Consider the following 23744-nt stretch of genomic DNA (forward strand, 5'->3'; position numbering starts at 1 on the left):
GAGAAATACGCCCATCTCACGGAACTCCGGGCGGCTTGAATCGTTGGCTAGGCCTCACCGCACAACCCGGAGGGTGCGCACCTCGAACGGCCGCAGGCGCAGCTCGCCACCGAGGCGCGCGTCGTCTAGCGCGTCCTCGATGAGGCTCACCTCACGCACCTCGCGATGCGGGAAGTCGACCGAGAGCTCTCCGACCGTGCGGCGGCCCAGCGATTCGTAGACACGCACGATCACGTCCCCCGAGTCGTCGTCGGCTAGCTTCACGCCGGAAACGACGATCCCTTCGCCTCGGACCGCTACGAGCGGCGCGACGTCGTGGCCGCCGCGGACCGTGGTCCCTGGAGCGTTCAGCTCGATGCCCGCGCGGGTGGCCTCGGCGGGACCGGCGCCGATCACCATGCCGATCGTGATGACGTGCCGTCCGTGGTCGGCGTCGGGATCGGGGAAACGCGGCGCGCGGAGCAGCGAAAGCCGCACGGTTGTCGTCACTGCATCAGCCGACACTTCGCGGGACGTGTCGTATCCATAGATCGAGTCGTTCACCAAGGCGACGCCGAAATCGGCCTCGCGCAGCAGCACAAAGCGGTGCATCGACGTCTCAAACTTCGCTGCCTCCCAGCTCGTGTTCGTATGCGTGACCCGAGACTGATAGCCGAACTGGGTCTCGGCCTCGGAGTGTGCCGCCTGCAGGTCGAGCGGGAATGCCAGCTTGAGCAGCTTCTCGGTCTCGTGCCAGTCGATGTCGTTGACGATCTGCAGCGTCCGCGAACCGGGCGCCAAGGTGATCGTCTGGGTGATGGTCGACTTGGAGAAGGCCCGATCGACGACCACCTCGGCGCCCGCCCCGGTGAGCCGTGAACAGATGCCTGTTACCTCGCGCAGCTCGCTGACGCTGTTGCGGTAGTAGCGGTCGATGTCCCAGGCGTCCCACATGTTTGGAAAGTCCTGGTGCAGCTGCAGCAGGTTCGCCGCAAGGCCATCGGCGACGGCGTCGCGCCCTGTCTCGAGGTCGACGGCGGAGACGATGAGTCCCTCGTCGGAGATGCGTACACGGACGAGCGCATTCTCCAGCACGATGCCTTCGCCTGAATCGTCGAGAGTGACCTGGTCATCCGAGGCGTCGGCGGCGGTGGCGCCGAGCGGCAGTGGCCCGGCCAACGACGACGGCGAGAAGACGAGCTCACGGTCCCCGTCGCCGGCGAGCGAGCGGAGCGCGGCATCCGAGATCGCCTGAGCCCTGTCGATCACGCCGTCGAGGACGGCAACCGCCTCGCGGTGCACCCAGGCAATGGAGGTACCGGGAAGGATGTCATGGAACTCATGCAGCAGTACCTGTTGCCACAGCTCGTCGAGTTCGGCGCGCGGGTGAGCGGCCCCGGTACGGACGGCATCCGTCGCCGTCCACAGCTCGGCCTCTACGAGTGCGTGCTCGGCCCGCCGGTGGCGCGACTTGGTGCCTTGCTGGCTGGTGAGGGTGCCGCGGTGCAGCTCGAGGTACAGCTCGCCAACCCAGACGGCCGGGTGCGGCAGCTCCGCCTTGGCTGCATCGAAGAAAACGTCCGGGTGTTCCCAAACCACTCGGGCGCTTCCTTCAAGGTCCTGCAAGCGTCGGGCGCGGCCCGTCATCTCGCGGGTGGTGCCGCCCCCGCCGTCGCCCCAGCCCACGGGAGCGATCGACCGGGAGCTGACACGGTTCTCTTTGAACTGGCGCGACGCTTTGGCGACCTCCATCCCGCTCAGCTGCGAGTTGTAGGTATCCATGGACGGGAAGTGCGTGAAGATTTGCGAGGCGTCGATGCCCTCCCAAAGGAACGTGTGGTGGGGGAAGGCGTTCTGCTGGTTCCAGGAGATCTTTTGCGTGAAGAACCACTCGAAGCCGGCGCGGCGCATGAGCTGCGGCAACGCCGGCGAATAGCCGAAGCTGTCGGGCAACCATACGCCCTTTGAACGGATACCGAACTCCCGCTCGAAGAACCGCTGACCGTACGAGAACTGCCGCACCAGCGATTCGCCCGTCGGCATCACCGTATCGGACTCGACCCACATGCCGCCGAGTGGCAGGAAGCGGCCCTCGGCCACGGCGGCCTTCACCCGTTCGAACACCTCGGGGCGGTGCTCCTTGAGCCACGCATACTGCTGCGCGCTCGACATACCGAACTGGAAATCCGGCTGCTCTTCAAGCAGTGCCGCCATCGAGGACGAGGTCCGCGCGACCTTTCGGATTGTCTCGCGCACCGGCCACAACCAGGCGGAGTCGATGTGGGCGTGGCCGATCGCCGAGATGCGATGGGCACTCGCCTCCGCGGGCGCCGCAAGCACGTCGGCAAGCTTCGAGCGGGCGTCCGCAGCGGTCACGACGATGCGCTGAAGGTCGAGCACATCGAGGGCATCGTCCATGGCCTGCAGGATGCGCATGCGCCGCGGGGAGGTGTGCGGGAGTTCGGCCTGCAGCTGGAACAGCACGTCGAGGTCGAGGGAGAGTTCGAAGACCTCCCGCTCGAAGACGGCCAGGTCCATCCTGCGCGTGCGGTAGAGCGGCTCCCCGGACGAAGTGAGGATGTCACCCTCCTGGGTCGGGAGGAATGGATGGTAGTCGAGCAACACCGGGTTTGATGCAGCTTCGAGATACAGCTCCACCGGCTCGTCGCCGTCGGCCGCCACGGTGATCGGCACCCACTGGTTGCGCGGGTTGATGCTCTTCACCGGCGTGCCGTCAGGGCGGTAGACAAGCGCCTCGCACTGGAATCCCGCCATATTCACGTCGAATCCGAGGTCGACGATGGCTTCGACCGTGCGCCCTGCCCATTCGGTGGGCACACGGCCCGTGAGCCGGAACCAGGTGGTGCCCCAGGCAGGGCCCCACGGCACCCCGACGGATCCCGGCGCGTAGTCCAGCGCCAGCGCGTCAGCAGGGCGGATCGGCTCGCCGTCGAGCTCATGGATCTCGACGGCGAGAGGCACGGATGCCGAGTGAATCGCCGGGAGGATGCGTTCCTCAAGGACGCGATTGACGCGCCCAATGGTAAGCGAGGTGTCGTCATGCATGGATAGTTCTCCCGTTCCTCAGCACGCCGATACGCGCGTCGATGTCGCAGAACTCGGTGTGTGTGAGCCGGCTTCCGGCGTTCCAGGCGCGCTCCGCCATCGCACGCAGAGGACGGCGGATGCCGTCGAGGACTTCGCTGGGGGACTGCGCCCCTGGGTCATCCGACCAAACTGAGAAGAAGACGCCCCGCAGCAGCGCGGGATACGGGGCCGCGATCTCCTGCCTGGCGCCGCTGGGCAGCGACGGGAACAGGCCAGGGTGCCAGTCCGCTTCCCAGACCCGCTCGCTCGTCGGGTAGCTGTAGTCGGCCTTCTCGCCTAGCACGTAGTAGAAGAGCGAGTCGTTGAAGTTCATCAGGCCGTAACCCGCGTTGACGGCCTCCGCCAGCGGCCGTATCTGCACATCCCAGTTCGTCCACCAGGCGAGTACGACGTCGCGGTCGAGCTCGATGACCCGACTGCGCAGCATGCCGTCATTCCAGACCCGCGCGGCGAAACCTCGCGAACGCAGGTGCGTGGCCGTCCGGTTGATGAAGTCCGTGAGGAGATCGAAGCCCGTCCCCTCCTTGCCGTACCGTTCCAGCGCGGCGTCGCTCAGCGTGCGGTAGTCCTCGATCCTGGTGAAGTCGACGAACTCGTCGCCGCCGAGGTTCCAGCGTGTGCTCCGGGAGAAGACCGGTGCCATGTCATCGATCAGCGCCCGTGCGAACCTCTCGGCCTCGTCGCGGGTGATGTCCAGCGCGTGAGCAGTATCCGGCGCGCCGGAGGGGAGCCTGAACTCCGGGTGCGCGGTCAGGACGTGCCTGAGGTGACCCGGCATGTCGAGCGACGGCACCACCTCCAGATGCAGGTCTGCCGCGACCTCCACGATGCGGCGGGCCTGGTCCCTGGTGACGTGGTCGGCGGAGACGATCTCCGGGAAGGACTCCGACTCGAGCCGGAACCCCTCGTTCTCCGAGAAATGCCATTGGAAGCTGTTGATCCCGACATCCGCGAGCGAATGCAGGAGTCCGATGATCCACTCCGCGGGGAAGTGCTTGCGGGCGGCATCCAGGTGAAAGCCCCTCTCGCCCGCAGACGGCTCGGAGGCGACGCGTCCGTACGGCACGTTCCCCTGGGCCCGCAGGTTGTGCAGCAGCTGACGGGTTGCCCGGAACACCCCGACCGGAGCGCCTGCTACCACCTCGATGTCGTCAAAGACAGCAAGGCTGAACGCCTCGCCGTCGGGGCCGCCCTTGCGCAGGCAGACGGTCGCCCCCTCGCCCCTCGCGATCCCGAGCGCCCTCAGCTCGCGCTCGAGCCGGACGGCCTCGCGGGCAAACTCCGGCGCTTCGGCGACGACTAGGACCGCGGCGGGTCGCCATTCGCCCCCCGTCAACATGGCCGTCGTCGGCTGCGGGAGGGCGAGCCAGCGCGGCTCGCCTGCTCCAGCATCGGTTGCATCGATCATCCTTTGACGCTGCCTTCCTCGACGCCGCGGAAGAACTGCTTCTGCAGCACGGCGAACAGAACGATGATCGGGACCAGCGCGATCATGGTTCCCGCCGCGATCACACGCGGGTTCGCGGCGAAGTTGGAGCTGAGGTACTGCATGCCGACAGTCAGGGTGTAGTTCGCCGGGTCCGAGAGCACGACGAGCGGCCAGAGGAAGTCGTCCCAGGCACCGATGAAGGCAAAGAGCGCGACGACGGAGACCATGCCGCGGACGTTGGGCCACACGATGTGGCGCAGGCGTTCCATCGTGTTGGCACCGTCGATCGTCGCGGCATCCAGTGTGTCCGGCGGGATCATCCGGCAGACCGCGGTCATCAGCAGCACGTTGATTGCCGCGATGGCACCGGGCAGGAACACGCCCCAGAGCGTGTTCGCCAGTCCCAGTGACTTGACCGTGAGGTACTGGCTGGTCAGGGTGACCTCAGCGGGAAGCAGAAGCGTCGAGAAGATGATCGCGAGCACGATCCACTTGCCCCGGAACTTTATGGTGCCCAGCGCGTAGCCCCCCATCGTGGCGAAGACCACGTTGGTGATGACCGTGCCGACGCCGACGAGCAGCGAGTGCCAGGCATAGTCGAGCACGGGGATGGCTCGAAACACGTTGGCGTAGTTGTCGATGGTGGGTGCTGCCGGGATCAGCGACGGCGGAAAGTCGTAGATGTTCTCGGTGGCGCCCCTGAAGGATGTCGACATTTGCCACAGGAAGGGGAACACCATGATCCCGAGGATCAGGATGAGCAGGGCGTACTTGCCGATCAGCCCGGGGAGGGACGGTTTCATGATGTCTGCCGAGCCCCGCGTCCGGTACGCCTTCTCCCGGCGAGGCGCCGTTGTGGTCTGTGCCTGCGCGGCGCTCATCTCGCTGCTCCCTTTGCGGCGCGTGCGACCCTGGCCGCCTTCGTGACGCGCCTGCTCGCCAGCGCGTCTTTGATGGTGTCGCTGTTGTTGAGGACGCCGACGACGGCGAGCGGCACGAGGGTGAGGAGGAAGAGAACGAGGGAGATCGCGGAGGCGTAACCGATCTGCCCGTTCAACCCCTTGCCCATCGACTGGATCAGCATCACCATGCTCATCGCGCGCCCGCCGGGGCCGCCCGAACCGTTCGAGAGCACGTATAGCTCGGTGAACACCCGAATCGCGCCCACGCACACCAGCACGGAGACGAGCATTATCGGCCCGCGCACGCCCGGCACCGTGACCGACCAGAACCGCCGCCACCACCCGGCCCCGTCCGTCGCCGCGGCTTCGTGCAACTCGCGTCCGACGTTCCCGAGGGCGGCAAGGTACACAACCATGTAGTAGCCCAGTCCCTTCCAGACCGTGAGCCCGACCGCGCAGCCGATGAGCAGCAAGCGGTCGGAGAGGAACTCGATTGGCCGGTCCACGAAGCCGAAGAACTGGAGAGCGGAATTGACCGTGCCGCTCCCGGAGAAGAGGAACTCCCACACGATCGCGACGACGACAGCCGAGGCGATCACCGGGAAGTAGAACGTCGTGCGGAAGAAGCCGATCGCGGGGATCTTGTGGTGGACCAGCAGTGCGAGCAGGAGGGGCAGGAAGGTCAGCAGCGGCACGCAGACGACCACGTAGACGAGGGACGTGGACAGCGCGTAGCCGAACCTCTCATCCTCGAAGAGCTTCCCGAAGTTCTCCAGCCCCACGAAGCGTGCCGGGCGGAGGGGACGAGCATCCGTGAAGGCCAGGACCACAGTGTTCAGGAATGGCCACAGCGCGAACACGAACACCCAGATCACCGCCGGCAGCACCAGTAGGTACGGCGTGAACCACCTCTGTCTCTGCACGGCCTATCTCCCCTCCGCCCGGCGCGAGATCATTTGGCGACGTTCTGCTGCGCGTACTGCACGGCTTTGTCCAGCGCTTCCTTGCCCGAGATTTCACCGGTGACCGCCAATGCGATCTGCTGCTTCGCATAGGTCTCCATCGCCTCGGTGTACTGTGGTGCGCCCGTCATCTTCGCGTTGGCCATCTGCTTGGCCGCAAGGGAGGTGGCCGCCTTCTGCAGCTCGTTGATCGGTGTCCCGGCGAACGCAGCCGGGTCCGCGTTGGCAGCCTTGGTACCGGGGAAGAAGCCAGCAGCGAGCTTTACGAAGGCGATCTGGTTCGAGGTGTTCGTGACGAACTCCGCGAAGGCCATAGCGGCGGCCGAGTTCTTCGACTTCTTCGACACGCTGATGCCTTGCACGAACAGCGGCGGGTTGCCGAACCCGTTGGTGACGTCGACGGCGGGCAGGAGGTTCGGCGCGTTGACCGCGACGTCCTTGTCGATGTAGTTCGGTCCGGCGGTTGTCCACACCACCCCGCCGGTGTTGAAGATGTTGACGTTGGAGCCTTCGGTGCCTGCGACCTGCAGCGCTTGCGCCGTGATGGCGCCCGCCTTGTAGAGCTTGGCGTAGCGATCGATGACCGCCGCGGCCTTCGGCGTGTTGAACACGAATTTGCCGTCCTTGTAGATTGCGTCGGTGGCGCCGACTATCTGCAGCATCTTGGGGCTGGGGACGGAGGACATGGTCGCCACACCGGATGCGGCGAGTTTCGCGGCCGCGTCGAGAGTGTCTTCGAAGGTCGCCGGCGCCTTGGCCACGCCACCCTTGGCGAGCAGGTCCTTGTTCCAGTAGTTCAGCTCGGTGCCCAGGTACCAGGGGAAGCCGAACGAGCCATCGATCCCGTCGAACTTGTATGCGCCGACCCCGCCCTCGAGGTAGTCGCCGAGGACCTTCGAGTCCTTCTTCAGGTCGACGAGCTGCCCGGAGGAAGCGAGCGAGTATGCGTACTCCGGCGGAAGGTTGACGACGTCCGGGAGTTCACCGGACCCGGCCTGCTGCAGGATCTTGTCCTCATAGCCGTCCCCCGGCTGGTCGATCCAGTTGACCTTGACTCCCGGGTGCTCCTTCTCGAACGCCTTGACGACGCCCTCGAAGTATGGGGTGAACTTGTCGTTCTTCAGCGACCAGGTTTGGAACGAAATGTTCCCGCTGATCTTTCCATCGCCACTGGAAGTGCCGGGCGAGGACGACGAGCCGCCAGTGCAGGCGGTGAGGGCGAGTGCCGTGGCCACCGCGATGCCTGCGGCGACAGTGGTGCGGATCTTCATAGAGGTTCTCCTTCGAAAGGTCCAGGCTGCTACGGCATGGATGGGACACGGCCACAACCTGCTACTAAAGCGATATAGTTGCCACAGCTTGCCACACAGAACGTTGAATAGTCCAGTGCCGGAAAACATGGGCCGGACATTGAGCCCCCGGAAAGGACCCCGATGACCCGCACCGCCGCCCCGCTGCGCTTCGGCGCCAACTACACCCCGTCATCCGAGTGGATGCACGCATGGATGTCCCTGGACCTCGACGGAGTACGCAGGGACTTCGCTCCGCTGGCGGCAATAGGCCTCGACCATGTGCGGATCTTCCCGTTGTGGACGCTGCTCCAGCCCAACCGCACGCTGATCCGCGGGAAGGCCGTGGACGACGTTCGCGCAGTGGTTGACGTGGCGGCGGAGTTCGGACTGGATGCCAGCGTCGACGTCATCCAAGGACACCTGTCGAGCTTCGATTTCATCCCCGCCTGGCTGTCCACCTGGCACGACAAGAACATGTTCACGCACCCGGATGCGCTCAGCGGACAGGCCCAGCTCGTCACCCGCCTCGGCGAGCGGCTAGGCGATGCCGCCAATTTCCTCGGTTTCACCCTCGGCAATGAGACCAACCAGTTCTCCACGCCGAGCCACCCCTCCCCCTGGCCGGTCACCGAGGCCGAGGCTGCGAACTGGATCACCACACTCCTTGACGCGGCGCACACGGCCGCCCCCGCGCAACAGCACGTCCACAGCGAGTATGACGCCGCGTGGTACATGGACGGCCATGGCTTCACGCCCGCCATGGCCTCGCGCCTCGGCGGCATGACCACGGTGCACTCGTGGATCTTCAACGGCACGGCGCAGCGGTATGGCGGCCGCTCCGTGGCATCGGACCGCCACGCCGAGTACATGATCGAACTCGCGCGCGGGTTCGCGACCGACCCCGGACGTGCGATCTGGCTTCAGGAGGTCGGCGCCCCCTCGAACTGCCTGACTCCCGCGCAGACCCCGGACTTCCTTGAGGCGACGCTGCGTTCCGTAGCACGTACCGAGAACCTCTGGGGGGTCACGTGGTGGTGCTCGCACGACGTGAGCCGCAGCCTCGCGGACTTCCCGGAGCTGGAGTACACGCTTGGCCTCATCGACCAAGACGGCGAGATGAAGCCGATCGGTCGCCGTTTCGCCGAACTCATCCCGGAGCTTCGCGGGCGGCAGCCCAGGCCCGCACGCACCCTCGGCATCGTCGTCGAGGTCGACGAGGACGAGACGCCGGTCAGCCGTGGCGAGATGGGCCCGGGCGGGGCGATCTTCCAGGCCTGGGTCGATGCCTGCACGGCCGGCGCAGAGCCTGCCATCGTCACGTCGATCGACGCCGCGAAACCAGAGGTTCTCGCCGCGCGCGGCATCACAGAGCTCATCCGCCCGTCTGTCAGCCGGCTTGCTTATGCTTCCCGGAACACCGTCATCTGAGCAGCCACCCAGCTGCCTTCGCAGGCGCCGGCCTCACCGCGGGACGGCGGTACTCTCGCGGACGGTGAGCTGCGGCATGGCGCCGATGCGGTCAGCCAGCACCTCCGGGGCATCGATCTGTTCGAGCAGGAACTTTGCGGCCTCCGCACCGAGTCCGAACGTATCGCGGGTGACGCAGGTGATCGAGGGGTGCACGAGCGCCGCGACGACCGAGTCGTCGAAAGACGCGACGGACAGATCCTTCGGCACGGGCACCCCCATCTCCTGCGCGACGCGAAGGCCGGCGATCGCCATCACATCGTTGTCGAAGACCACAGCGGTTGGCCGCTCCAGCCGACTCAGGAGGCGGCGCATGGCCGCCGATGCCGCGGCCGGCGAGAAGTCGGTGGCGATTACCTCTCCGCGCGCCCCGCGCTCACCGAGCCGCGCGAGCACCTCGGTGCGCAGGCGAGTGTGTTGGAACTCCGCCGGACCGGCGACGTACGCGATTGAGCGATGACCGAGGGCGCCGAGATAGTCGAAGAGAGTGTGCGCCACCTGGCTGTCGTCGAGCCAAATCGTCGCAGGGTGGCCCTCCTCGGACGCATGGCTGCCGAGCACGACTGCGGGGAGCGCGAGATCGCGGAGCACGGGCAGGCGCGGATCCTCGTCACGAGGATCAATGACGATGACTCCATCGACCTGGTTGGCACTGTGCCAGCGGCGGTAGGTCGCGATTTCCTCCTCGATCGAGGAAACGAGCACCATCTGCATCGCAATGCGTCGCTCCGCCAGGGCTGACTGGACGCCGGCGACGAGGTCAGTGAAGAACGCCTCCGCACCGAGGGTGCCTGCCGAACGGTTGACGGCGAAGCCAATGACCCCGGCTTGCGAGCCGACGAGCGCCCGCGCGGCCGTGTTCGGAAGCCACTGGCTTTCCTCCGCGATGTCGAGAATGCGCTGACGCGTCTGCGCACTGACGCCCGGCCGACCGTTGAGTGCGAATGACACTGCCCCCGGCGACACTCCGGCGAGCCGGGCAATGTCCGCGATGGTCACCCGCTTCGTTTTGTTCATGCTTCAACTGTAGCGATACAGGGTGGTCTCAAAACTTTTTCTGTGCATGGACCACTCCTGCTGCTACGGTTTTACTAAATCGCTATAGTTGCACCCCACTCAGGCATCTTCACGACGATTTTCGAAGATGCTTCCTCAAAGAAGAGAGAGCAATGAGACGAACACCAGCATTCGGCGCAGGGTTATTACTTGCCGGACTTGTCGCTTTCGGCCCGCAGTCTGCGGTGGCCGCTGAGACCCCCAAGGCATCCGTGGGGAACACCGCGCACTGCGAAGCCGAGCCACTCACGATGGCGTACTACCGGACCTGGCGCGACGTCACCGTGCCGCACACCGCCAACTCGAATTTGCCGCATCCGAATGTCACACGCATGAGCGACCTCCCTCCGGAGATCGACGTGGCGATGGTCTTCGACGCCGGCGCCACGGCCGGCACGGACTATTGGCGCACCCTCCGCGACACCTACGTTCCCGCGCTGCACGCCCAGGGCACGAAGGTGGTCTACACCCTGTGGATAGATCGGCTCGCCAAGGCCGACATCCCGCTGACAGAAGACGCGTACCGGGCCTACGCGCGGCAACTCATTGCCACCTATGTCACCCCGTACGGCCTCGACGGGATCGACATCGACGTCGAGTCGTATCCGAAGGGCGACGAGCTCACCCGGGCGATCGGCGTTTTCAACGCCCTCGGCGAACTGATCGGCCCGAAATCCGGCACCGACAAGATCTTCATCTACGACACCAACCAGGACGGCAACACTCCGTTGTTCAAGGCCGTGCACCAAAACATCTCCTTCGTGCTCCTACAGGCATACGGCCGGGGCACCTGGGGGATGCAGGGCACGTGGAACACGTTCGCGGACAAGATCGCTTCTTGCCAGTTCCTGCCCGGTTTCTCCTTCCCCGAGGAGCAGGATCCGACGCGCTGGGGTGACGCCGAGGGCCTCTACAATCCGGCCACGGCACCGCAGAGCACGGCATACAAGTACGCGACCTGGCAGCCCGAGGGCACGTCCAAGAAAGGCGGGTTCTTCGCCTACGCAGTGGACCGCGACGGCAAGGTCTGGGGCGATGACACCATCACGCCCACCGCGTTCTCTTGGATGAGGAACCTGTCCGCAGTGCAGGACAAGGGCGACGTCAGCGTACCTCAAGCACAAACCTGGTCGCTTGCGGTAGCCGTCTCTCCGTCCCACGGGAGCAAGGTGGGCCCGGGTGACACCGTCGCATGGACCGTGACGGCGAGCGCCGGGGCCGTGGACGTGCCGCGCGCCCTCGTCGGCGTCGACCTCAAGGACCTGGTTGACGACGCCACCGTCGAAAGCCTCACGACGTCGGCCGGCACCACCCAGGACTATAGCGGGGCCACGGTGTGGACGGTGGACCTGTCCGCAGGGAAGAGCGCCACCCTGACTGTTTCGGCGCGGATCAACGCTGCAAATCCCGGATCCGTGGCGGCGTCACCGGCTGCCGACGGTCCCCTTCCGGGCCGGGTCTCGGTGGCAGTCGCCGGCTACGCGCAGAGCGCCGAGCTGCGAGCCTGCGACGGCTGCAGGGACATCTCCCTGACGGTGGCGGCCGCCCCCACGCCGACGCCGACACCTACCCCGACGGCCACTCCCACCCCGACGGCGACACCTACCCCGACGGCCACTCCCACCCCGACGGCGACGCCCACCCAGACGGCGGCCGTCACGCCAACGCCGAGCGAGACGGCCGCTGCGGGAGCGGGGCCTGGGTCACCACTCGCGTTCACGGGCGGGTTTGATCCGATCTCCTGGCTTGGCCTGGGCGGACTGCTAGCTGCAATCGGCGGGGCCGTGGCTGTGTGGCACCGGAGGACGTGATGTGCCACTTCCCGGCGGTTCGTCTGGTGCACTACGCCGACAAAGCCGCCGCTGCTGCGCACGAAACCTTGTCCTACTCCGCCTGGATCGTCAATGAATCCGGGGAAGAGCTGTCTAAAGTCACCCTTGTTCTGAGGTCATTCACCAATGCGGGCATGGAGGATCTGCAGTACGCAACCCGCCCGTCGGTCTTGAGCATCGGCCCCATGGCAGCAGAAGCGGAGACCGAGTTCGTCTTCACCTATGTGGTCACCGAAAACGACGAACGCCATGCAGGAGAGCTCATCAGCGCTATGGCCGTCCAGGCGGTGACCGCCTCCGGCAAGAAACTCTGGGACGAAAACGACGCCATCACGCCGTTCGCATGCCCGGAAAGCGCCGCGCCTCGCCTCGGTGCACGAACCAGCCTCCCTAGCCCTTGAAGACCGGTGCCCGCTTTTCCTGGAACGCCCGGAAACCTTCGGCGTAGTCCTCCGTTTTGCACAGCCTGGCTTGTTCCTCGTTTTCCTCGGCCATGGCATCCCACAAACCGAGCCGCTTGTCCCGGATATCGGCCACGAGCTGCTTGCTCGCCAGGAACGCTCCGGTGGCACCTGCCGCTACGCGTTCCACAACAGCCCTGGTACCGGACAACAGATCGTCATCAAGCATGACCCGACTGAACATTCCCAGCGCCACTGCCTCGGTACCGCTGATCAGGTCGGCGGTGTAGATGAGGTCCAAGGTCCGGTGCATGCCAAGGCGTTCCGTGAAGTACCAGTGCCCGCCCGAGTCCAAGGTGGCGCCAAGCTTTGCAAACGGCGAGCCGAACCTGGCAGTCTCGGCCACATACACCACGTCCGTGGCCAGCAACAGGCCAAGCCCGACGCCGAGGCACGCACCGTGCGCGGCGGCAAAGGTGGGTGCGGGGAAGGCTGCCATCTTCTTGAGCAGCGGCTCAACGAGCCCGTTCAAGTACGCTTTCGCGTCGTCGTTCTCCGGGGTCACGCCGGCAATGTCGCGTCCTGCGCAAAAGGCGCGTCCCTCTCCGCGGAGGAGCAGCGCCCGCACCATCCCGCGCGTGGCGGCGGCAGCGGCGTCGTCGTACGCTTTATCCAGTTCCGCGAGCGCTGCCTCGTCAAGCGAATTGAGCTTTTCCGGGGCGTTGAGGACAATTTCGGCGATGCCGTTGGCGATGGAGAGCTCGATCATTCGTTTATTCCTTAGACGTCGAAATCGACCGTGACGGATTCACTGGTGGGATGGGACTGGCACGTCAGCACGTAGCCCTTGTCCAACTCATCCTGCTCCAAGGCGTAGTTCTCGTCCATGCTGACCGTCCCGGAGACCAGTTTGGCGCGGCATGTGCCGCACACGCCACCCGCGCACGCGAACGGGACGTCCGGGCGTACGCGCAACGCCGCGTTCAGGATTGATTCCCGGGCGTGGGTGGGGCTGGCGACATCGCCCGTCAACCCGTCCAGCTTGAAGGTGATCTTGAACGTGTCCTTCGACTCGTCCTCCACAACGGGGCGGCCGGCGTTGCCCTCCGGGCGGTCCGGGCGGCCCGTGGTGAACAACTCAAAGCGCACATGCTCGGGCGCAACACCACGGGCAGCAAGGGTGTCCCGGCACAGTTGGACCAGCTCAAAGGGTCCGCAGAGGAACCATTCGTCCACGTCCTCTGCGTGGATGGCGGTGCCCAGCAATTGCTGCAGCTTCTCGGCGTCGATACGTCCAGTCATGAGCGGCGCAATGCGCTGCTCGCGCGACAAAACATGGTGCAGGGCCAACCGCGAGGGGTACTTGTCCTTCAGGTCCGCCAATTCCTCGAGGAACATGACGTCCATCGCGGCCTTGTTGGCGTAGATCAGGTCGAACCGCGTTTCCGGGTTCGCGGCAAGCAGCGTGCGGGCGATCGCGATCACCGGGGTGATGCCCGAACCGGCGGCGATGGCCACGAAGGAACCGGCGTCCGGCAGTTCGTTGGCCATGTTGTCCGGATTGTTCATCGAGTTCATGACATTCCGCTGGACCGTCTTGCCGTCCAAGCCATGCTTGGAAACGAATGCGCCCATGGGGCTCATGACGTCCAGGGTGTCGCCGGCCTTGAGTTCCGCATTCGCCCACGTGGAAAAGATGCCGCCCAAGTCCTTCTTGATGGCCACGCGGATCTCGCTGCTGCCGTCCGCGAAGCTGCGCGGCTCGGCGCAAATGGAGTAGCTGCGGCGGACCTCGTGCGGCTCCCCGCTCTCATCGGGAAGCGTGGTCCGCAGCGCCACATACTGGCCGGGAAGGTAGTCGTACTGGCCGGCGAGCTCCGCCGGAACATCGAACGTGACTTCGATGGCGTCTTCAGTCAGGCGGCGGACCTCGGAAACGGTGAGGGAATGAAAAGACGCACGACGGCGGCCGGTGGCCTCCGCTTGTTCGGCTGCGGTCTGGCGGACAACGGGCATGTCAGATTCCTTAGAGGACTTTGAAGTAGTCGAACGGTTCTTTGCAGTCCTGGCAGACGAAAAGTGCCTTGCAGGACGTGGAACCAAAGCGGGTGAGTTCCTTGGTGTTCAGCGAAGAACACTGGGGGCATTTCACGGCGAGCTTGAGCCGCACCGGGCCTGAGTGGCCGCCGGCTGCTGCCCTGCCGCTCGGAGGAGCGATGCCGTATTCCTGCAGTTTGGCTTTGCCGTGCTCTGTCATCCAGTCCGTGGTCCACGCCGGAGCAAGAACCAGCTCGACGTAGACGCTCGGGTAGCCCTCTTTGTGGAAGACGGCCTTGAGGTCGTCACGGATGGCGTCCATCGCGGGGCAGCCCGAGTACGTCGGCGTAATGGTGACCTGGACAGCGGGAACCAGCCCGCCGTCGTCGAACAATGTCACTCCGCGAAGGATCCCCAAGTCCTCGATCGTGAGGACAGGAATCTCCGGATCGCAGACCGTGGCCGCAATGCCCCAGGCCTTTTGCTCGGCGGTTTGCCTGGTCTTGACGTTTGTGTCCTGAACGAACATGACGGTTACCAGCTCGCCCCGGGGTGTTCGCGGGCCAGCACCTGCATCTCGGCCAGCAGGTAGCCCAAGTGCTCAGAATGCTTGCCCTGGCGGCCACCGCCCAAGGATTGCGGGATACGTTCGAGGGCGAGTTCCTCCTCGAGACCGGCTTCCTGCAGCACGGCGCCGGTGAGATGGTCGAAGTCCGCGCGGAGGCTGGAGGGCTGCACGCCTGTTTTAGCTTCGGCGAGACGGGTGGTGAGCTCGTCGTCTTCGAAGAGTTCTTCCACATACGGCCAGACGAGCTTGAAAGCCCGGACGATACGACGGCGGGACTCCTCCGTGCCGCCGGCAAGCCTGAGGACCCACTGCGCGCTGTGGTCGCGGTGATAGTCGACCTCTTTGAGGGCCTTCGCAGCGATGGCCGCGATGGTTTGGTCGCTTGAACCGGTCAGCCGCTTGTAGAGCTCGAACTGGTAGTAGCTCACGATGAACTGCCGTGCGATGGTGACGGCGAAGTCACCGTTCGGCTGCTCGAACAAGTGCGCGGAACGGAACTCGTGCTCCCGGCGGAAGTAGGCCAGATCGTCCTCGGACTTGTCCCATGCCGCACCGGCGTAAGTGAGGAAGGAACGGGCATGTCCCAGCTGGTCGAGCGCGATATTGCCCAGGGCGACGTCTTCTTCAAGCTCAGGAGCACGGGAAATCCAGTGGCCCAAGCGCTGGGCCAGGATCAGGCTGTCGTCGCCGATGCGCAGGGCGTACTCGGCGACATCTTCGTTCGGCTTTACTTGTCCGCGACGGATTTCCAGAGCGATGTCTTCCGGGCGCAGGGCGTTCCCAGGGGTGATGCGCGTGGCGCTCGCCGAACCGTCTCCGGAGGCACCTGCGCCCTTGACGCCAACGGAGATATCGCCGTGGCCCTCGATGGCGAAGTCCGGGTTGCGCCGTTCGTGTTCGGGCGTCGTGTTTTCGGGGGCGGTCACAGGTGCTTCACGCCTTCGCTCTTGGTGTAGTACGTCGCGTGGCGGTAGTCCTTGCCCTGCGGCGATTCGAAGAAGGAACCCTTGGAATCCGGGTCGCTCGAGGAAATGGCATCGGCCGGAACCACCCAGATGGACACGCCTTCGTTGCGGCGCGTGTACAGGTCGCGGGCGTTGCGCAGCGCCATTGCCGCATCGGGTGCGTGCAACGATCCGGCGTGCACGTGGGACAGGCCGCGGCTGGAGCGGACGAAGACCTCCCAGAGGGGCCAGGGAGTTTCGTGGGGTTCGTTGGTGGGCGCGTTGGCTGGGGTGCTCATGCTGCGAATTCCTTCTCTGCTTGCTTGCGGGCGTACTCGGCGGCCGCTTCGCGGACCCAGGCGCCGTCGTCGTGCGCTTCACGGCGGCGCTCAAGCCGCTGAGCGTTGCAGGGACCCTTTCCGGCGAGAACGTCTTTGAACTCGTTCCAGTCCAGGGGGCCGTGCTCCCATTTCTTGGTCTCTTCGTTGAAACGGATGTCCTGGTCCGGGAGCGTGAGGCCCAGGACCTTGACCTGCTCCACCATCATGCCGACAAAGCGGCTGCGGAGCTCATCGTTGCTGAACCGCTTGATGTTCCAGGCCATGGACTGCTTGGAGTTGGGTGAATCGTCGTCCGGCGGGCCGAACATCATCAGGGCCGGCGCGTACCATCGGTTGACGGCGTCCTGGGCCATTTGCTTCTGGGCAGGCGTGCCGTTGGACAGCTCAAGGAGGATCTCGAAACCCTGGCGCTGGTGGAACGACTCTTCCTTGCAGATACGCACCATTGCGCGACCGTACGGACCGTACGACGCCCGGCACAGGGGAACCTGGTTGCAGATCGCGGCACCGTCCACCAGCCATCCGATCGCACCCATGTCCGCCCAGGAAACCGCGGGGTAGTTGAAGATTGACGAGTAGCGGGCCTTGCCGGCGATCAGGTCTTCCATCATTTTGTCGCGGGACTGGCCGAGGGTTTCCGCGGCCGAGTAGAGGTACAGCCCGTGGCCTGCCTCGTCCTGGACCTTGGCCATGAGGATGGCCTTGCGCTTGAGGCTCGGAGCCCTGGTGATCCAGTTGGCTTCGGGCTGCATGCCGATGATCTCCGAGTGGGCGTGCTGCGAGATCTGGCGGAGCAGGGTCTTGCGGTAGGCCTCCGGCATCCAGTCGCGGGGTTCGATGCGCGAGTCCTCGGAGATGATGCGGTCAAAGTACGCCTGACCGGCCTGTTCCCGCTCGAGCTCTTCGGGGGACAGCTCAGCGGGCACAGACTGCAGATTCTGCGATGCCATGGTTGCTCCTAAATATTTACCGACCGTTCGTTCAGAATATGCGGAGGGCGCGGGAGGCGTCAAGCGTCCGCGCCGGTTGCGACACCCGGCTGCGACGCCCGGTCAGATATCCCCCCAAATCCCCCGACGCCCGGTCAGATATCCCCCCAAATCCCCCGACGCCCGGTCAGATATCCCCCAAATCCCCCGACGCCCGGTCACCTATCCCCCCAAATCCCCCGACGCCCGGCCAGATCATGTGACCCGGCGTCGGTGAAAAACACCCCAAAAGTGACCGGGCGTCCGGGGGTGAGCACACACAAAGGCGAGTCGACGGCGAAACCGGGCCGCCGCCGTCGGGCACCAACGAACCAACGGCGCCCAACGCCCGGTCAGATATACGCCCATCTCCCGCGACGCCAGGTCAGATATACGCCCATTTCTCGCGACGCCAGGTCAGATCATGTGACCCGGCGTCGGTAAAAAACGGCCCAAAGGTGACCGAGCGTCGGTAAAAAATGGCCCAAAGGTGACCGAGCGTCGGCGAAAAACACGCTAAAGGTGACCGGGCGTCGGTGAAAAACACACCAAAGGTGACCGGGCGTCGGGACGGGAAGGGTGGGCTCTCAGGCCGAGGCCGATACCGGGACCAAGGCAGGTCGCGGGGCCAGTTGCTTCCGAGCCCAGCGGGCCAGCTTCTTGCCCTTGCCTTTCCACCAGTTGTCCTCATCCTTGTCGTGGTGCCAGCGGAAGATGATCATCACCATCACGAAAACGCCCATGGCCACGTCCGTCCAAGACCAGAGGATTGCCTTAGCCAACACGCTGACGCCCATGACGACAATCGACGGCAACGCCAGGGTCCTGAAGATGGTGCTGGCCACGTAGCGCCGATGCGATCGTGGCACCGACAGGGCACGGACCATGTCGAAGCACACGCACACCACAACCATTGCCTGGCCCAGGTCCATCAGAATCAGCGCCGGAAGCGAGCCGGCGAACATTGCAGCGGACTCCATCCCCGCGCTCAACGGACTGCCTCCGTCGCCACGGGACGTGGAAAGGACACAACAGGATTGCAGAAAGCACACATACGGATAACCCCCAGAGACCAGGAACTGCGTTTGAGACCAACTAGGTTCCATTCAATCCGCTGGCTCTGGGGCCGGTCACGAGTAGCCGGTACTCTACTTTGCCCGGCTGGCTACTTGCACGCCGGGCGGCTACCCGAGCGGCTAGCCGGGCCGGAAACGGGCCAGGAACGGTCCCTAATAAAGGGCCGGCGCGTCCGTCCGTGAGGCATCCTGGGGCGGACCGGTTGGCAGCGCCACAGTGAAGGTGGTTCCGCTCCCAGGCTTGCTGCTGCAGGAGATGCTGCCCCCATGGCGTTCCACGATGGACTTGGTGATGGACAGCCCAAGACCCACACCAGGAATCGCGGCCTGACGGGCAGCGTTGGTCCGGAAGAACCGCGTGAAAATCCTGGCCGACTCGTCCGAGGTCATGCCCATCCCCGTGTCCTTCACTTCAAGCTGGACCCATCCGTCGTTCCGCTCGGCCTTTATGGTCACCAGTCCGCCGCCAGGCGAATACTTGATGGCGTTCGATACGAGATTGTCCAAGGCCTGCCCCAGCCTCAAGGGGTCGGCGTTCGCCCACAGGGGCGCTGGTACGTCGGCGACAAGCCCCACGTGGGCAGCGTCTGCCTGCGCCCGGGCAGAAACCACACTGTTTTCGACCAGCCCTGCCAAATCCGTGCGCCTCAGATGCACGCTCTCCACAGCCGCCGCTGACAAGAGCAGGTCCTCCACCAAGGCCCGGAGCCGCTCGGCATTCCGCTCCGCAATTTCCAATCCGCTCCTCGTTGCCGGCCGGAGTTCCGGGTCGCCGCGGAGCACGAGATCCAGATTGCCCAGGATCGAGGTCAAGGGAGATCCGAATTCGTGCGAAACGTTTGCAACCAATTCGTCCTTGGCCGCAAGGGCATCCACAACATCCGTCACGTCCTTGAAAACGATGACCGCACCACCAAAGCCGTCATCATTGTCGTTTTTCATACCCCGTGCGGCCGTGGATATGGCCCGTTGTTCGGTACCGGCGCCGAACCAAAGAAGATAGTCGGAGAATGTTTCCCCTTGAACGGCCCTCCGAACAGGTCCCTTTTCGAACGGAACCGGCGTCCGCCGGTCCTGACCGAAAACCAGCGGAGCTTCTTCCTCGGATCCGTGCGAGCCTCCCGCCGGTAATGCCATCCGCAGGAATGCCCTTTGTTGGTTGTTGATCAGGAGGGTTTCACCCTTCGAATCGACGGCGACAATTCCGACGTCGATCGTGTCCAGGATTGTCTTGAGCAGCGTTTCGCGTTCCCTGCTCTCGGCCAACAATTGCCGCAGGGCCTGATCCCGCTGGCTCACCCGCCGTTGCTGAAGACGGGCATTGGCGCCAGCCAAACGAATGGAGACCGCCATTGCGAACATCATGAGAGGCAAAAGCAGCGCCGAAGAAACGTCTGATGACGTAGGGCGCGGCAAGTGCGAAACCACTGACGGAAACGCGATGAGGAAAGGACCCGCAAAGCTGAGGACCAGGCTTGTCTTGGAAAGCATCCCTGAGGCGGACAGCCAGATCACGGGAAAGATAGCCAATGTGATGAGGCCTGGAATCGCACTCAGGGCTCCGTTCCGCGTGAACCAGAGGGCGACAAAATCCAAAACGGGGATTGCCAGGCCTGCACTCGGCGACAAACGCTCCCACGGGACTAGCAGGCAGCCCAAGAACAGAATCCCGTGAAGGAAAAGTCCGGTGACAAATAACCAATTTTGGGTTAACCCCGGCCAAAGGGTGGGTGCCGCAATCGCCAGGCCCGCGATGATGAGCGTTAGTGGCAATTCACAGACAGCCAGCCGGGCGCGAGGCGTAAGCTTCCTGAAGAAACGGGCGGCCGCGCGAAAAAATGGCTGCTCACTCAAAGTCGAGACCCTTCCCTGGAGATTCGCGAACCAATTATTGCTCCACGCGATTCCCGAAGGAAGCGCCCGGAGTCCACTATTCCCCCAAGGAACCACAATGCGACGGCCCGAACGGTCCAGCTGGAAGTTCGGAGCAACGCTTAATCCACATATTAGATGCCAGATGGCGTCGATGCTTGTATCGTGAGTATTTGGGTTGCATTTACCGCATTGCGCTGGGCTGTGCGGCGATGTGCACCCTCAAGGATGTCCAATGAGCGAGCCTGGGGTAGCGGTAGTCATTGAGGATGACGAAGATGTGCGAAATTTGGTTGACGCCATCCTCAAAGAAGCTGGATTTGTGGTGCACTCTGCCGCCACGGGACGCGAAGGCGTCGAAGTCGTGCGGGATCACCATGCCTCGGTGGTAACGCTGGACATCGGGCTTCCGGATATGGACGGCCACGAGGTGCTGCGGCGGATTCGGCAGTTCAGTGACGCATATGTCGTGATGCTGACTGCCCGGCGGGACGAGCCCGACACGTTGACGGCTTTCCTCACGGGCGCAGACGACTACGTCAAGAAGCCGTTCCTGCCGCGCGAGCTGAGGGCCCGGGTCACCGCCATGATGCGGCGCCCACGCGCGGAAGCCGGGCTCGCGTCGCCGGAGGATCGCGGGGGTGCTCGGGGCGGGTACGACGGCGGTTCAGCCGGCGCCGCTTACGGCGGTTCGGGCGGGCCCGACGGCGGTTCGGCCGGCTCCCGTTCAAACGGCGCCGACCCGGCGGTGATCAAGCACAACGGCTTGGCCCTGAACTACAAATCACGCACGGTGACGATTCAAGGTTCAGCCTTGTCATTGACGCGAAGCGAATTCGATTTGCTCTTCGACCTGCTCCGGGCCAAAGGCGAGGTGCGGACGCGGGCTGACCTCGTGCGGGCAGCGCGGGGCGATTACTACGACGACGATGCGTACATTAGTGAAGCCGACGAACGCGCTGTTGAGACACATATCGGGAACCTCCGCCGGAAGCTCCGTGAAGATCCGCAATCGCCCCGCTTTCTGCAGACCGTCCGGGGAGTCGGGTACCGGCTCACGCAGAAGAGGTCGGACTAAGCGTTTCGAGCCCTGCCTTCGACGTCAGTCGTTCCGGAGTACGTAGCTGTCCTTCAGCTCCTGGACTGTGAGGTGGCCGCATTCTGCCACTTCCTTGAGGAGCGGCCGGGCCTCACGCAATTCACTTTTTCGAATGTGTTCCTCCAACTGCGCTGCGAGGTCCGCAAGGCGGACACCGCCAACCATGGTGGACGAGGTCCGGAGGCTGAGGACCGCGTTCAGGGCCGCTGCCACGTCGCCGTGCTCGACGGCGGTCGCCAGGATTTCGTATCGCTGCACCCAAAGTTTCGCGAAATCGCCGGCGAACGTGCGCGCGATCAGCGGATTGTCCACTTGATCTTCCAGGAGCTGGAATTCTGCAAGGTCAAGAATGGGAAGTTCGGCGAGCGGGACGGCGGGCAGCGCGTTCGAGCGCTCAGTCAAGCCGGGATGGCTCGGATCTGAGTCCTCGTTGACCTCGCTGGAAGCTGAACTGAACATAGCCCAATGCTACTTTCTGAATTCCGGAAAAAACCGAACTTATGACTATCTTAAGGAAATCTTAGGCCTTTCTTGATTCATCCCCTTTTTTGTGCCCGCAGCCATTCGGACAATGTAATAATGCGCCTATCCTCCGCTGAAGGTGGCTATCGCGTTGATGACGGCGGGACCCAGGATCGCGATGAACAGCACGGGAAAAATGAAGAGCAGAAGGGGGAAGAGGACCATCACCGGAAGCTTCATGGCCTTCTCCTCGGCGCGTTGGCGGCGCTTCACCCGCATCACCTTCGCTTGTACCCTCAGGACACGGCTGATCGCAATGCCATAGGTATCCGCTTGGATCACGGCCTGCACAAAACTTCGGAGCTCCGGAACGTTAGTGCGCTCGGCAAGTGCCAGATAGGACTCCCGGCGGCTCCGTCCAACCTGCATATCCTGAAGCGTGCGCACCAACTCCTCAGCCAGTGGCCCCTTCCCATTTTCTCCGGCGCGAGCCATTGCTCCTTCAAAGCCGAGGCCCGCTTCGACCGAGATCAGCATTTGGTCCATGGTATTTGCAAGTTCCAATTGCATGGCTTTTTGACGTTCTTTTCCTTTGCTGTACAGCATTAGGTCCGGAATAAAGTATCCGAGCAATACCACAAATATCCCCACGAGTTTTAGGATTCCGCTTGAGCTGTTGGCGCTGATCAAAAACCCAAAAAGTGCGCCGCACAATCCAAGGAAGGGTTTGGCTGCGAGGACCCGCCCCAAAGGGAGCGACGGCGGGCGTCCGGCAAGTGCGAGCAGCCGGTCCAGCTTCTGGACGTAGCCTCCGGGAGTCAGGCGGTAGCCGATGAGCTCAAGCCCACCGCCACGACTTTGCGGACCAGTCTCGGCGATGTCTTCGCCCCTCGTCAAAAGCACCCGCACGGCACGTTGGGCTTTGCGGTCAACCGACAAGAATGACCACGTGAGGTAGGCGATAGGCAGGGGAACCAGCAGGAGGGAGAGAAGGAGCGAGGGATTCACGGGTCACCTCAAAATTTCAAGTCGATGATCTTGCGCATCCAGAGACCGCCGATGGTCATGAGGATGACTGACAAGCCGATCATTCCCCAACCAAGCGGCTGCGTGAACATCACATTCATGTAGCCCGGATTGACGAGCAACAGCATGGTCACGATGCCGAAGGGCAGGGCCATCAGGATGTATCCCGAGAATTTTCCCTCTGCGGCCAACGATTTGATGTGTCCCTTGATCTCGCTGCGTTCGCGTATGGTCTCGTTGACCTGATCCAAGACCTCCGCAAGATTTCCGCCCACCTCGCGGTTGATTTGGATTGCTTGCGCTATCCAGACGAAGTCCTCGCTCCGCATTCGCTCCGCCGTATCGTTTAGCGATGCCTCAAGATCACGGCCGAGGCTTGTCTCCGTAATGATCCTGCGCATTTCCTCGGACGTTGGGCTGGCGGATTCTGTGGCTGCGGCATCGATGGCACGAAGTATGCTGTGCCCGGCCCGCAAGCCACCAGCCAGAAGTTGGAGGGTATCCCCAAGCTGATCATCGAATTTGGCGCGCCTTTTACCGGCCAGGGAGCTCAAAAAGAGCCTTCCCACGAAGGGCGCCGGGATAAAGAAGAGAAAGGCCACGAATGGGCCGCCGATGACCAGCCCGATCAACGCCCCGACGAATCCGCCGGCGATCACCAGGATGAAGAAGTCCGCCTGGCTCATTCGTAGCCCGGCATTCTCGAGTTGTTCACGGTTGAAGAGCCGGACGTTTCGCCTACTCAGGACCCCATGAACTACTTCGGTGGCAGAACCGGCAAAACGGGTCAGCTGGGACCCCGAGCCTTCATGATAAGGCCGCCTTCGATCGAACGGAACTTCCGGGGTTCTCGGCAGGATCACAGCCACCCCGAAGAGCAGGATGGCGGAAAACATCAGAACCATTCCAGTCAAGAGCATCAT

Annotated in this window: 22 protein-coding genes; 5 read left to right on the plus strand and 17 right to left on the minus strand. The window is 63.9% G+C overall.

Annotation, left to right across the window (positions count from 1 at the left end):
* Positions 1-54: 54 nt before the first annotated feature.
* The 5 genes from J2S96_RS16695 to J2S96_RS16715 are packed head-to-tail and all read right to left on the minus strand — an operon-like array spanning position 55 to position 7651.
* Complete coding sequence (locus J2S96_RS16695) at positions 55-3045, minus strand: alpha-mannosidase (RefSeq protein ID WP_306865881.1); 2991 nt, start codon at positions 3043-3045, stop codon at positions 55-57.
* Complete coding sequence (locus J2S96_RS16700) at positions 3038-4495, minus strand: family 20 glycosylhydrolase (RefSeq protein WP_306865883.1); 1458 nt, start codon at positions 4493-4495, stop codon at positions 3038-3040. Before J2S96_RS16700 ends, J2S96_RS16695 begins: the two co-directional genes overlap by 8 nt.
* Positions 4492-5397: a carbohydrate ABC transporter permease gene (locus tag J2S96_RS16705; RefSeq protein WP_306865885.1), complete on the minus strand. Its 906-nt coding sequence runs from the start codon at positions 5395-5397 to the stop codon at positions 4492-4494. Before J2S96_RS16705 ends, J2S96_RS16700 begins: the two co-directional genes overlap by 4 nt.
* Positions 5394-6341: a carbohydrate ABC transporter permease gene (locus J2S96_RS16710; RefSeq protein ID WP_306865887.1), complete on the minus strand. Its 948-nt coding sequence runs from the start codon at positions 6339-6341 to the stop codon at positions 5394-5396. Before J2S96_RS16710 ends, J2S96_RS16705 begins: the two co-directional genes overlap by 4 nt.
* A 29-nt stretch (positions 6342-6370) precedes the next feature.
* Positions 6371-7651, minus strand: a complete 1281-nt coding sequence (locus tag J2S96_RS16715; protein ID WP_306865889.1) for an extracellular solute-binding protein — start codon at positions 7649-7651, stop codon at positions 6371-6373.
* A gap of 162 nt (positions 7652-7813) precedes the next feature.
* Between J2S96_RS16715 and J2S96_RS16720 the strand changes: the two genes are divergently transcribed.
* Complete coding sequence (locus J2S96_RS16720; protein WP_306865891.1) at positions 7814-9100, plus strand: glycoside hydrolase 5 family protein; 1287 nt, start codon at positions 7814-7816, stop codon at positions 9098-9100.
* 33 nt (positions 9101-9133) lie between these two features.
* Here the strand turns inward: J2S96_RS16720 and J2S96_RS16725 are convergent, their stop codons facing one another.
* Positions 9134-10156, minus strand: coding sequence for a LacI family DNA-binding transcriptional regulator (locus J2S96_RS16725; RefSeq protein WP_306865893.1), 1023 nt, complete (start codon positions 10154-10156; stop codon positions 9134-9136).
* 152 nt (positions 10157-10308) lie between these two features.
* On the opposite strand from J2S96_RS16725, the gene J2S96_RS16730 reads away from it, so the two are divergent.
* Together J2S96_RS16730 and J2S96_RS16735 are read left to right on the plus strand one after the other, a co-directional pair.
* Positions 10309-12006, plus strand: coding sequence for an EndoS/ChiA family endoglycosidase (locus J2S96_RS16730; RefSeq protein WP_306865895.1), 1698 nt, complete (start codon positions 10309-10311; stop codon positions 12004-12006).
* A complete protein-coding gene (locus J2S96_RS16735; RefSeq protein ID WP_306865897.1) occupies positions 12006-12428 on the plus strand; it encodes a hypothetical protein in 423 nt (140 codons plus the stop codon). The genes J2S96_RS16730 and J2S96_RS16735 overlap by 1 nt, the downstream gene beginning before the upstream one ends.
* Here the strand turns inward: J2S96_RS16735 and J2S96_RS16740 are convergent.
* From J2S96_RS16740 to J2S96_RS16775, 8 genes are all read right to left on the minus strand, one after another.
* Positions 12418-13197, minus strand: a complete 780-nt coding sequence (locus tag J2S96_RS16740) for an enoyl-CoA hydratase/isomerase family protein (RefSeq protein WP_306865899.1) — start codon at positions 13195-13197, stop codon at positions 12418-12420. The genes J2S96_RS16735 and J2S96_RS16740 overlap by 11 nt on opposite strands.
* Before the next feature lie 11 nt (positions 13198-13208).
* Positions 13209-14444, minus strand: a complete 1236-nt coding sequence (gene paaE, locus J2S96_RS16745; protein ID WP_306865901.1) for a 1,2-phenylacetyl-CoA epoxidase subunit PaaE — start codon at positions 14442-14444, stop codon at positions 13209-13211.
* A gap of 10 nt (positions 14445-14454) precedes the next feature.
* Positions 14455-14994 carry a 1,2-phenylacetyl-CoA epoxidase subunit PaaD gene (gene paaD / locus J2S96_RS16750; protein WP_306865903.1) on the minus strand — a complete coding sequence of 180 codons (540 nt, stop codon included), beginning with the start codon at positions 14992-14994 and terminating at the stop codon, positions 14455-14457.
* Between the two features lie 5 nt (positions 14995-14999).
* Positions 15000-15959 (minus strand): 1,2-phenylacetyl-CoA epoxidase subunit PaaC, encoded by a 960-nt coding sequence (paaC, locus tag J2S96_RS16755; RefSeq protein ID WP_370873148.1) that lies wholly within the window; start codon positions 15957-15959, stop codon positions 15000-15002.
* Positions 15956-16276, minus strand: coding sequence for a 1,2-phenylacetyl-CoA epoxidase subunit PaaB (paaB, locus tag J2S96_RS16760; protein ID WP_306865905.1), 321 nt, complete (start codon positions 16274-16276; stop codon positions 15956-15958). Before paaB ends, paaC begins: the two co-directional genes overlap by 4 nt.
* On the minus strand, positions 16273-17268 hold the full coding sequence (gene paaA / locus J2S96_RS16765; RefSeq protein ID WP_306865907.1) for a 1,2-phenylacetyl-CoA epoxidase subunit PaaA: 996 nt from the start codon (positions 17266-17268) through the stop codon (positions 16273-16275). Before paaA ends, paaB begins: the two co-directional genes overlap by 4 nt.
* Before the next feature lie 605 nt (positions 17269-17873).
* Positions 17874-18266 carry a hypothetical protein gene (locus tag J2S96_RS16770; protein ID WP_306865909.1) on the minus strand — a complete coding sequence of 131 codons (393 nt, stop codon included), beginning with the start codon at positions 18264-18266 and terminating at the stop codon, positions 17874-17876.
* A gap of 249 nt (positions 18267-18515) precedes the next feature.
* Positions 18516-19715, minus strand: coding sequence for a sensor histidine kinase (locus J2S96_RS16775; protein WP_306865915.1), 1200 nt, complete (start codon positions 19713-19715; stop codon positions 18516-18518).
* On the opposite strand from J2S96_RS16775, the gene J2S96_RS16780 reads away from it, so the two are divergent.
* Positions 19702-20037 carry a hypothetical protein gene (locus J2S96_RS16780; RefSeq protein ID WP_306865917.1) on the plus strand — a complete coding sequence of 112 codons (336 nt, stop codon included), beginning with the start codon at positions 19702-19704 and terminating at the stop codon, positions 20035-20037. The genes J2S96_RS16775 and J2S96_RS16780 overlap by 14 nt on opposite strands.
* A gap of 432 nt (positions 20038-20469) precedes the next feature.
* Entirely contained in the window at positions 20470-21312 is an 843-nt protein-coding gene (locus J2S96_RS16785) for a response regulator transcription factor (RefSeq protein WP_306865919.1), read from the plus strand.
* A 24-nt stretch (positions 21313-21336) separates the two neighbouring features.
* Here the strand turns inward: J2S96_RS16785 and J2S96_RS16790 are convergent, their stop codons facing one another.
* The 3 genes from J2S96_RS16790 to J2S96_RS16800 all read right to left on the minus strand — a co-directional run bounded on the left by J2S96_RS16790 (position 21337) and on the right by J2S96_RS16800 (position 23744).
* On the minus strand, positions 21337-21792 hold the full coding sequence (locus J2S96_RS16790; RefSeq protein ID WP_306865920.1) for an Hpt domain-containing protein: 456 nt from the start codon (positions 21790-21792) through the stop codon (positions 21337-21339).
* A gap of 126 nt (positions 21793-21918) precedes the next feature.
* Positions 21919-22803 (minus strand): type II secretion system F family protein, encoded by an 885-nt coding sequence (locus tag J2S96_RS16795; protein WP_306865922.1) that lies wholly within the window; start codon positions 22801-22803, stop codon positions 21919-21921.
* Between the two features lie 8 nt (positions 22804-22811).
* Complete coding sequence (locus J2S96_RS16800; protein WP_306865924.1) at positions 22812-23744, minus strand: type II secretion system F family protein; 933 nt, start codon at positions 23742-23744, stop codon at positions 22812-22814.

It is taken from the genome of Arthrobacter bambusae (assembly GCF_030812595.1).
In the GTDB taxonomy this organism is placed as follows: domain Bacteria; phylum Actinomycetota; class Actinomycetes; order Actinomycetales; family Micrococcaceae; genus Arthrobacter; species Arthrobacter bambusae_B.

What these genes read in the sequence shown, in the direction of transcription:
- J2S96_RS16695 (WP_306865881.1), bottom strand. Translation starts at nt 3,045, where the DNA reads ATGCATGACGACACCTCGCTTACCATTGGGCGCGTCAATCGCGTCCTT.
- J2S96_RS16700 (WP_306865883.1), bottom strand. Translation starts at nt 4,495, where the DNA reads ATGATCGATGCAACCGATGCTGGAGCAGGCGAGCCGCGCTGGCTCGCC.
- J2S96_RS16705 (WP_306865885.1), bottom strand. Translation starts at nt 5,397, where the DNA reads ATGAGCGCCGCGCAGGCACAGACCACAACGGCGCCTCGCCGGGAGAAG.
- J2S96_RS16715 (WP_306865889.1), bottom strand. Translation starts at nt 7,651, where the DNA reads ATGAAGATCCGCACCACTGTCGCCGCAGGCATCGCGGTGGCCACGGCA.
- J2S96_RS16720 (WP_306865891.1), top strand. Translation starts at nt 7,814, where the DNA reads ATGACCCGCACCGCCGCCCCGCTGCGCTTCGGCGCCAACTACACCCCG.
- J2S96_RS16725 (WP_306865893.1), bottom strand. Translation starts at nt 10,156, where the DNA reads ATGAACAAAACGAAGCGGGTGACCATCGCGGACATTGCCCGGCTCGCC.
- J2S96_RS16730 (WP_306865895.1), top strand. Translation starts at nt 10,309, where the DNA reads ATGAGACGAACACCAGCATTCGGCGCAGGGTTATTACTTGCCGGACTT.
- J2S96_RS16735 (WP_306865897.1), top strand. Translation starts at nt 12,006, where the DNA reads ATGTGCCACTTCCCGGCGGTTCGTCTGGTGCACTACGCCGACAAAGCC.
- J2S96_RS16740 (WP_306865899.1), bottom strand. Translation starts at nt 13,197, where the DNA reads ATGATCGAGCTCTCCATCGCCAACGGCATCGCCGAAATTGTCCTCAAC.
- paaE (WP_306865901.1), bottom strand. Translation starts at nt 14,444, where the DNA reads ATGCCCGTTGTCCGCCAGACCGCAGCCGAACAAGCGGAGGCCACCGGC.
- paaD (WP_306865903.1), bottom strand. Translation starts at nt 14,994, where the DNA reads ATGTTCGTTCAGGACACAAACGTCAAGACCAGGCAAACCGCCGAGCAA.
- paaB (WP_306865905.1), bottom strand. Translation starts at nt 16,276, where the DNA reads ATGAGCACCCCAGCCAACGCGCCCACCAACGAACCCCACGAAACTCCC.
- paaA (WP_306865907.1), bottom strand. Translation starts at nt 17,268, where the DNA reads ATGGCATCGCAGAATCTGCAGTCTGTGCCCGCTGAGCTGTCCCCCGAA.
- J2S96_RS16770 (WP_306865909.1), bottom strand. Translation starts at nt 18,266, where the DNA reads ATGGAGTCCGCTGCAATGTTCGCCGGCTCGCTTCCGGCGCTGATTCTG.
- J2S96_RS16780 (WP_306865917.1), top strand. Translation starts at nt 19,702, where the DNA reads ATGGAGACCGCCATTGCGAACATCATGAGAGGCAAAAGCAGCGCCGAA.
- J2S96_RS16775 (WP_306865915.1), bottom strand. Translation starts at nt 19,715, where the DNA reads ATGGCGGTCTCCATTCGTTTGGCTGGCGCCAATGCCCGTCTTCAGCAA.
- J2S96_RS16785 (WP_306865919.1), top strand. Translation starts at nt 20,470, where the DNA reads ATGAGCGAGCCTGGGGTAGCGGTAGTCATTGAGGATGACGAAGATGTG.
- J2S96_RS16790 (WP_306865920.1), bottom strand. Translation starts at nt 21,792, where the DNA reads ATGTTCAGTTCAGCTTCCAGCGAGGTCAACGAGGACTCAGATCCGAGC.
- J2S96_RS16800 (WP_306865924.1), bottom strand. Translation starts at nt 23,744, where the DNA reads ATGATGCTCTTGACTGGAATGGTTCTGATGTTTTCCGCCATCCTGCTC.